The 1162-nt window shown below is 51.8% G+C and carries 1 protein-coding gene; it reads right to left on the bottom strand.

Annotated features, from left to right (window positions below; all coding sequences use genetic code 11):
* Positions 1–771: 771 nt before the first annotated feature.
* Positions 772–975 carry a hypothetical protein gene (locus tag CKO40_RS23720; RefSeq protein ID WP_200348925.1) on the bottom strand — a complete coding sequence of 68 codons (204 nt, stop codon included), beginning with the start codon at positions 973–975 and terminating at the stop codon, positions 772–774.
* Positions 976–1162 lie beyond the last annotated feature (187 nt).

Here is a 1162-nt window from a genome sequence, read left to right as displayed (position 1 = left end):
CTCCAGACATCCCCTCGCGGGTTTGCCCTTGCCGTCGGCTAGTAGTTCTATTGGTCCAAGAGGACACTACAGGTACTCCTACAGGGGACTTTCACCCCATCAGTTCATGCCCATGCCGGGCGTACACAAACGCATACACTCGGACAAAATAAAGCTACGTTCGTTCCTCACTACGCTTTATTTTGCCGGTGATGCGAAGCGTTAGGCTCAAACGAAAATTTTGTTCCGCATTCGCGGCATTTCCACCGCGCGGGCGGCGAGCTTATCCAATCGACAAGCTGAACTTGCGCGGTTTCGCATGTCGGGCAGCGTGGCGAGTTCTTTTCAGAGCAAAGCCAAATACGTCTGTCAGAAAAGGCAATTGGACTTTGAATTTGGTTTTCTGTCATTTGTTGGTAGCTCCGAACATCCTTAAAGGTAGCGAATTCGAGACCTTTAGAATAAGCCTAACGAGTGCATCCAGCCGATGCGCGAATAGCGCGCGGCTGGATGCGGGCGTTAGTCGGATCGGTAAGTTTTTATTGTCCGTAATCGCTCTAGCTCTTGCACGTTGTCCATTATTTCAATCGTCTCATCAAGCGCCAGCGTGCGATATTGTGAGTGACCGTGGCAGTCGATATGCGCGCGCCCTGTGATGCTCGCTATAGGGATTTCGTTATCGCGCACTTTCGCATTTTCGTCGCCACAAATACGGCATTTCATAAATGTCTCCAAAATCAGCCTACCGAGCATCCAGCCGACGCGCGAATAGCGCGCGGCTGATGCGGAGCGTTAGGCAATCAAATCAAAACCACTGCGGCGCGGCTTGCCGTCACTGTGGATGCGATCAATCCTGATCCGTACATCAGGATAAGCTGGGTATCCAGGATGCCGACAACGGCAATGGGTGTCGTCGATCCCGATCACCTGTAAAACGCGGTTATTTGTCCGAGGATCGTTGTCTTTGATTTTGTTGCCGACTTTCAATTCGCTCATGCTATCAACCATTGCTAACAATAGAGGTCGTGTTCATCTTAGAGTCAGAGAGCAAAGCCTAATCGGGTAAGGGCGGGTGTTTAGCCCGCCCTCCCCACACCACCTAGCATGCGGGTCCGCACTAGGCGATTCACAAGAAGGGAGCACACGACGCTTTAGGCATAGCCATGCGCTTTCATCCACTGAT

Origin of the sequence: Halochromatium glycolicum (assembly GCF_016584085.1) — a bacterium.
GTDB lineage: Bacteria > Pseudomonadota > Gammaproteobacteria > Chromatiales > Chromatiaceae > Lamprobacter > Lamprobacter glycolicus.
The sequence above is the reverse complement of the archived record's forward strand: the minus strand, read 5'-3'. Positions and strand labels throughout refer to the sequence as shown.